Consider the following 6,042-nt stretch of genomic DNA (forward strand, 5'->3'; position numbering starts at 1 on the left):
TCGGGGTCCCGCCCGCCTCGGCTCGCGCGGAGCGTGCCGTCAGGGGCGTCCGCGTTGCCCGCGAAGGTGCTGGGCGATGGGCTTGAGGGCCTTGTCGAGCTCTGCCAGGGCCTCGGGCGAGACGAGGTCGATGAAGTGACTCCGCACGGACGCCACATGGTGGGGCGCGACCTTCTGCATGGTCTCCAGGCCGTGCTCGGTGAGGACCGCGTACAGTCCGCGACGGTCGGACTCGCAGTTCTCCCGGCGGACCAGGTCCGCGTTCTCCATGCGGGTGATCTGGTGGGAGAGCCGGCTCTTGGACTGGAGCGTGGCGGAAGCCAGGTCGCTCATCCGCATCCTGACGTCCTCCGACTCGGAGAGATTCACCAGGATCTCGTAGTCGTTCATTGTCAGGCCGAACGGCTGGAGGTCCTTTTCGAGCTGGTAACTCAACAGCCTGTTGACCTCCAGGTGGGTGCGCCAGGCGCACTGCTCCGCATCGGTCAGCCAGCGCGTGGCCGTTTCGGTCTCCATGAATGAAGTCTACCTAAAAGGTTGAAAGGCGAACTAGTGAGGGTGGTGTGACGGTGCGCACGCGTTCGATGTCACACTCCGCAGACTACCGCTCACAGCCCGAAGCGACGCTGGAGGTCTCCCAGCTGTCCGGGAAGGCGCGGTGCCCCGGACGGCTGCCCCTGACCACCGGGGACGCCGCCGCCGGGCACGCCCGCCGTGTGCGGAACCGCCCCCGTGGCCTGCTCGGCCATGAGGGTCTCGGTCGACTGGAGCAGCACCGTGCCGGCGCCCACGAACTCGAACTGATGCTCCTCCCCGGAGGCCCCGCCCAGGCCCGTCATCGCACGTAGACCGCCCATCACGCCGGTCATGTACGCATGGTCGTAGTGATGGCACGGCGACGGGCAGTCGGCCCAGCCGACGAGCGCCTGCGGGTCCACCCGGATCGGAGGCTCCATGAACACCACCGGCCCGTTAGATGCGGCCACAAACTTGCCGGTTCCGATAAGGGTCAGAAAACCCGGCACGATCGACTGCTTGAGCGCGAGACTTGGCTGAAAAGCGAGCAGATTGCCCGAGCGAATGGTCAGGTTGCCGTCGTCGAGGTCGTACGAATTCACATCGAAGGCCCGGTCGGCGAGGAGCATCTTGCCGGAGCCCTCCGCCACGACCCACTCGGCGGCGTGCAGAGGCGAATGAAACGCCGTGCGGACAAGTCGGTCCAATCGGCCGTGCCCGACGCCGTTGAAGTCGATCGACCCGTAGTAGGCGATCATCTTCCCCTTCTGGAGGAACCACTGGCTCCCCTTGAGCTCCACGCAGAAGGTGTAGGCGTTGACGTTGTCGTCCACGGGCAGCGTCATCGGGTCGTGCACCACCGGGCCGCCCGCCGTCACGTACCCGCTCACAGCTTCTCCTCCGACGCCTGGACGTAGACCGTGCCGCTGCCGCTCAGCTCGAGTTGGAACGCCTCCCCGGAGCCGCGGCCCACCATGTCGCGCCAGCCGAGCGCCGTGGACAGCCTGTTGCGCACGTCGCCGTGATGGGCGACGTACGCCTGCGGGTCGACGTGCACCGGCCGCTGCGGGGTGATCGGGATCTCGAAGACCCCGCCGTGGGCCATCACCGCCACCGCGCCGTGCCCCTCGAGGGTGGTCGTGAACAGTCCCTGGCCGGTGACCTGTCCGCGGACCATGCCCATGACGCCGCCCTGCGCGCCCATGAACATCGTGCCCTGCCGGAGCGTGCCCTCGAAGGCGAGCAGCCGGTCCGCCTCGACGTACAGCGTGTCGCCGGTGAGGCGCACGACCTGGACGTGGTGGCCGCCGTGCCCGAACAGGACCGTGCCGCTGCCCTCGACGGACATCAGCGGGGTGGCCTCGCCCGCGACCCGGCGCCCGATCATCGACATGATCCCGCCCTGGCCACCCTGGAGGTCGGGGGTGAAGGACACCTCGCCCTTGTAGGCGAGCATCGCGCCGCGCTGACTGAACAGCCGCTGCCCCGGGACGACGGTCGCCTCGACCATCTTGGAGTTGATCTCACGGAAGGCCATCTCAGAGATCCCCCGCCACCGTGTTCCGCTCGCTCGGCTGCACGTACACCAGTCCGTCCCCCTCGAAGCGGATCTGGAAGGCCTCGCCGCCGCCCTCCCCGAGGAACGTGCGGAACGTCACACCGGACTGGAAGGACTGCCGGACGTTCCCCTGGTGCGCGATGTACGCGCCCGGGTCGACGGTCAGCGGGTACTGCGGGCTGACCCGGAGCACCACCGCGGGTCCGTCCGAGGTGATCGCCGCCTGGCCGTGCCCCTCGACGGTCGTCGTGAACAGCCCGTTGCCCTGCGCGGCGCCGCGCAGCCCGGTGAACGTGGTGCCGGTGCGCAGCCCGGCGTCCGTCGCGAGCAGGTTGCTCGACTCCACGTACAGCGTGTCCCCCTGGAGGCGGACGAGGTTGATCTCGCTCGCGCGGTCCGCGAACCAGCAGGTCCCCTGGCCTCTGACCTCCATCACCGTCATCTGTTCACCGGTGAGCCGCCGGGTCACCATCCCCCGCAGCCCCTCGCCGCCGCCACTGAGCTTCTTGAAGGCCATCTGCCCGTCGTACGCGACCATCGAGCCGTTCTTCGCCTTCACGGCATCCCCGGTCATGTCGACGGCGAGCACCTTGCTGCCCTGCATTCGGAACATCGCCACGCTGCGAAGGTAGCCGCCACTCCGTCGCCCGCACAGGTCCCCGGGGTGGAGAACGCCCCTGAATGCACCCCTAGGGGAACCGTGGCCCCCCTCCCGGACGGCGCCGGCCCGTTTGTCACAATGGGCGGACGCTTGTGCGCGCGTTCACAAACCGTGACGCCCTCATCTCCCACCGAAGGTGCCCCGTGGACCTCAAAACCGCCACCGCCCTCCGCCGCCTCCGCCTGGTCTCGGCCCCCGAGGCCGTCTCCTTCCTGCTGCTGCTCGTCTGCTCGGTGCTCAAGCGGACCACCGACTTCAACGCGGTGCCCGTGATGGGAGCGGTCCACGGCGTCCTGTTCATCCTCTACGTGATCTTCTGGGCGGACGCCTGGAACCGCGCCAAGTGGCCGCTGGGCACCGCCGCGCTCTACTTCGTCCTGTCGGTCCTGCCGACCGGCGGCTTCTTCGCCGAGCGCCGGCTGCGCCGCGAGGCCGAGGACGCGGTGATCGCCTCCCGGGCCCGCAAGGAAGGAGTGGCGAGCGCATGATCGTCGCCTTTTCCGTCACCCCGCTCGGGGTCGGCGAGGAGGTCGGCGAGTACGTCGCCGACGCCGTCCGGGTGGTCCGCGCGTCCGGACTGCCCCACCGCACCGACGCCATGTTCACCTCGATCGAAGGCGAGTGGGACGAGGTGATGGACGTCGTCCGGCGCGCGGTCGCCGCCGTCGAGGCGCGGGCGCCGCGGGTGTCCCTGGTCCTCAAGGCGGACATCCGGCCCGGTGTGACCGACGGGCTGACCTCGAAGGTGGAGACGGTGGAGCGCCACCTCTCCGCGTAGCACACGAGTCGCGGCACGCGGCACGCGACACGGAACACGGACACGGAAAAGCCCCGGCCCTCGACGGCCGGGGCTTTTCCGTGCCCGTGGCACGCAAGGAGTTTCACGGCCCCTCGGCAGTCCCCGCCGACACCGCCTTTCGGGTACGGGATTGCGCCGTCCGTGCTCCGAACGCGGTAAAAGAGGTGGGTGAACCTGGCGAGTCGGAAATGCGGACCATAGCTTCGACCCATGAAAAGAAAGCACATCGGATACCTCGGGTGCGCCGCACTGGTGACCGCATCGGGACTGGCCGGTATTCCCACGGCCGGTGCCGCTTCGTCGGTCCATGTGGTGCGTCCGGGGCAATCGATCCAGAAGGCGGTCGACGTCGCGAGGTCCGGTGACGTCATCTACATCAGGCCCGGCACCTATCGGGAGAGCGTCCGCATCACGAAGTCCCACCTCGTCCTGCGTGGTTCGGGCGCGCTGACCGTGCTGAAGCCGGCCTCGAACAAGAAGAGGGCGGCCAACAGCTGCGCGGCCGCCGGCAACGGCATCTGCGTGGAGGGCACCGCCGCCAGGCCCGTCGTCGGCACCCGTATCCGAGGGCTCGTGCTGACCGGCTTCAAGAAGAACGGTCTGTGGGCCTCGGGCACCGACCGGCTGTCCGTGCGCCATGTGACCTCCGAGAAGAACGGCACCTGGGGCTTCGCCGAGGAGCTCTCGGTCCGCAGCCTGTTCGCGCACAACGTCGCCAGGAGGAACGGCGAGTCGGGTCTCTTCCTCTCCAACACGGTCCGCGCCGAGGCGGGCGCCGTCGACACGCGCGGCACCGTCGTCCGCAACAACCGGCTGACCGGCAACCGCATCGGCATCACGGTCCGGCGGCTGCGCAACGTCACGGTCAGGAACAACGACGTGGACCGCAACTGTGCCGGCATGTTCGTGGTCGGCGACGAGAACAAGCCGCGCACCGGCAACATCCTCGTACGCAGGAACTACGTCCACGACAACAACGCGTACTGCCCGAAGACCGCTCGGCTGCCCTTCATCCAGGGCGCCGGAATCGTCCTCACCGGAATCGAGAAGTCGGTCGTCGAGCGCAACCAGATCCACCACAACGTGGGGAAGTCCCCGTTCTCCGGCGGAGTGGTCCTCTTCAAGAGCGTCGTGGGCGCGCCGAACCAGAACAACATCGTCCGGCGCAACGTGCTGACCGGTAATTCGCCGGCCGACCTGGTCAATCGGGACACCGGAAAGGGAAACAAGTTCACCCGTAACACGTGCCGGCGCTCACTGCCCGCCGGAATGTGCTGACCGGATCACCCGTGTCCTTGCCGCATCAAGCGAACCAAGCGAATCGAGACGGTACATGACCACTGTGAGTCCCGCCCCCGCGCAGGCTCCGCCCGCCCCGGCCACGGCCCCGCAGCAGCCCGCCCCGGCCATGCGGCTGAGGGAGCTCGTCTTCGGCGCCGCCTGCGCCGCGGCCGTGCGGGCGGCGGCCAAGCTCGGCGTCGCCGACGCCCTCGGCGAGGAGCCGACCGGCGCGGAGCAGCTCGCGGCCCGGCTCGGCACCGAGCCCCGGCCCCTGCTGCGCCTGCTGCGCGCCCTGACCTGCTACGGCGTCTTCGCGCAGAACGAGGACGGACGGTTCGTCCACACCAGCATGTCCCGACTGCTGCGCGAGGACGACCCGCACAGCCTCCGGTACATCGCCCTGTGGTGCACCGAGCCCTGGACCTGGGACGCCTGGCCGCTGCTCGACGAGGCGGTGCGCTCGGGCGACAGCGTCTTCCACGAGCTCTACGGAAAGGGGTTCTTCGACTACCTGCACGAGGACGCGCAGGACTCCGCGCACGTCTTCAACCAGGCCATGACGACGTCCAGCGAGCAGTCGGCGCGGGACGTCGCGGAACTGCTCGACCTCACCGGCGTGACGACGGTCGCCGACATCGGCGGCGGCCAGGGACACGTGCTGGCCAGCCTGCTGGAGAAGCACCCGGACGTACGCGGCACCCTGCTCGATCTGCCGCGGGTGGTGGAGAAGGCGGACGCCCGGCTGCGGGTGGGCGGCGCGCTCGCCGAGCGGGCCCGGATCGTCGGCGGGGACTGCCGTGAGGACATCCCGGTCGAGGCCGACCTGTACATCATCAAGAACATCCTGGAATGGGACGACGACAGCACCCGCAGGACGCTGCGCAACGTGATGGCGAAGGCTCGCCCCGGGACCCGGGTCGTCATCATCGAGAACCTCGTCGACGACACCCCGTCGATGAAGTTCACCACCTCCATGGACCTGCTGCTGCTCCTCAACGTCGGGGGAGCCAAGCACACCAAGGAGAGCCTGGTCGCCCGCATGACGGAGGCCGGGCTGACCGTCGCCGAGATCCAGCCGGTCAACGCGTATCTGCACGCGTTCGAGTGCGTCGTACCCGCCTGATCCCGGCGTGGGGCGGGGGGGGGCCCCCCCGGGGGGGGGGGGGGGGCCGGGGGCGGCCCGGGGGGGGCGGGGCCGGCGCGGCCGCGGCGCCCCAGCGGGGGGGA

8 protein-coding genes are annotated in these 6,042 nt (G+C 69.3%); 4 read left to right on the forward strand and 4 right to left on the reverse strand.

The window, feature by feature from the left end; all coding sequences use genetic code 11:
• Positions 1 to 39: 39 nt before the first annotated feature.
• The 4 genes from ACZ60B_RS06180 to ACZ60B_RS06195 form a co-directional block, all read right to left on the reverse strand.
• Positions 40 to 516: a MarR family winged helix-turn-helix transcriptional regulator gene (locus ACZ60B_RS06180; RefSeq protein ID WP_152890872.1), complete on the reverse strand. Its 477-nt coding sequence runs from the start codon at positions 514 to 516 to the stop codon at positions 40 to 42.
• A 92-nt stretch (positions 517 to 608) separates the two neighbouring features.
• Positions 609 to 1,361 carry an AIM24 family protein gene (locus tag ACZ60B_RS06185; protein WP_469384641.1) on the reverse strand — a complete coding sequence of 251 codons (753 nt, stop codon included), beginning with the start codon at positions 1,359 to 1,361 and terminating at the stop codon, positions 609 to 611.
• Between the two features lie 41 nt (positions 1,362 to 1,402).
• On the reverse strand, positions 1,403 to 2,053 hold the full coding sequence (locus ACZ60B_RS06190; protein ID WP_469384618.1) for an AIM24 family protein: 651 nt from the start codon (positions 2,051 to 2,053) through the stop codon (positions 1,403 to 1,405).
• A 1-nt stretch (position 2,054) separates the two neighbouring features.
• Positions 2,055 to 2,687 carry an AIM24 family protein gene (locus ACZ60B_RS06195; RefSeq protein ID WP_450665107.1) on the reverse strand — a complete coding sequence of 211 codons (633 nt, stop codon included), beginning with the start codon at positions 2,685 to 2,687 and terminating at the stop codon, positions 2,055 to 2,057.
• A gap of 191 nt (positions 2,688 to 2,878) precedes the next feature.
• On the opposite strand from ACZ60B_RS06195, the gene ACZ60B_RS06200 reads away from it, so the two are divergent.
• From ACZ60B_RS06200 to ACZ60B_RS06215, 4 genes are all read left to right on the forward strand, one after another.
• The gene (locus ACZ60B_RS06200) at positions 2,879 to 3,223 is read left to right on the forward strand and encodes a DUF3817 domain-containing protein (protein WP_469384620.1); all 345 of its coding nucleotides are present in this window, start codon (positions 2,879 to 2,881) and stop codon (positions 3,221 to 3,223) included.
• Positions 3,220 to 3,513, forward strand: a complete 294-nt coding sequence (locus tag ACZ60B_RS06205) for an MTH1187 family thiamine-binding protein (RefSeq protein WP_392622482.1) — start codon at positions 3,220 to 3,222, stop codon at positions 3,511 to 3,513. Before ACZ60B_RS06200 ends, ACZ60B_RS06205 begins: the two co-directional genes overlap by 4 nt.
• Positions 3,514 to 3,744: 231 nt before the next feature.
• On the forward strand, positions 3,745 to 4,812 hold the full coding sequence (locus ACZ60B_RS06210) for a right-handed parallel beta-helix repeat-containing protein (protein ID WP_469384621.1): 1,068 nt from the start codon (positions 3,745 to 3,747) through the stop codon (positions 4,810 to 4,812).
• 55 nt (positions 4,813 to 4,867) lie between these two features.
• Positions 4,868 to 5,938 carry a methyltransferase gene (locus ACZ60B_RS06215; RefSeq protein ID WP_469384623.1) on the forward strand — a complete coding sequence of 357 codons (1,071 nt, stop codon included), beginning with the start codon at positions 4,868 to 4,870 and terminating at the stop codon, positions 5,936 to 5,938.
• Positions 5,939 to 6,042: the final 104 nt, after the last annotated feature.

It is taken from the genome of Streptomyces sp. NPDC104096 (assembly GCF_055584385.1).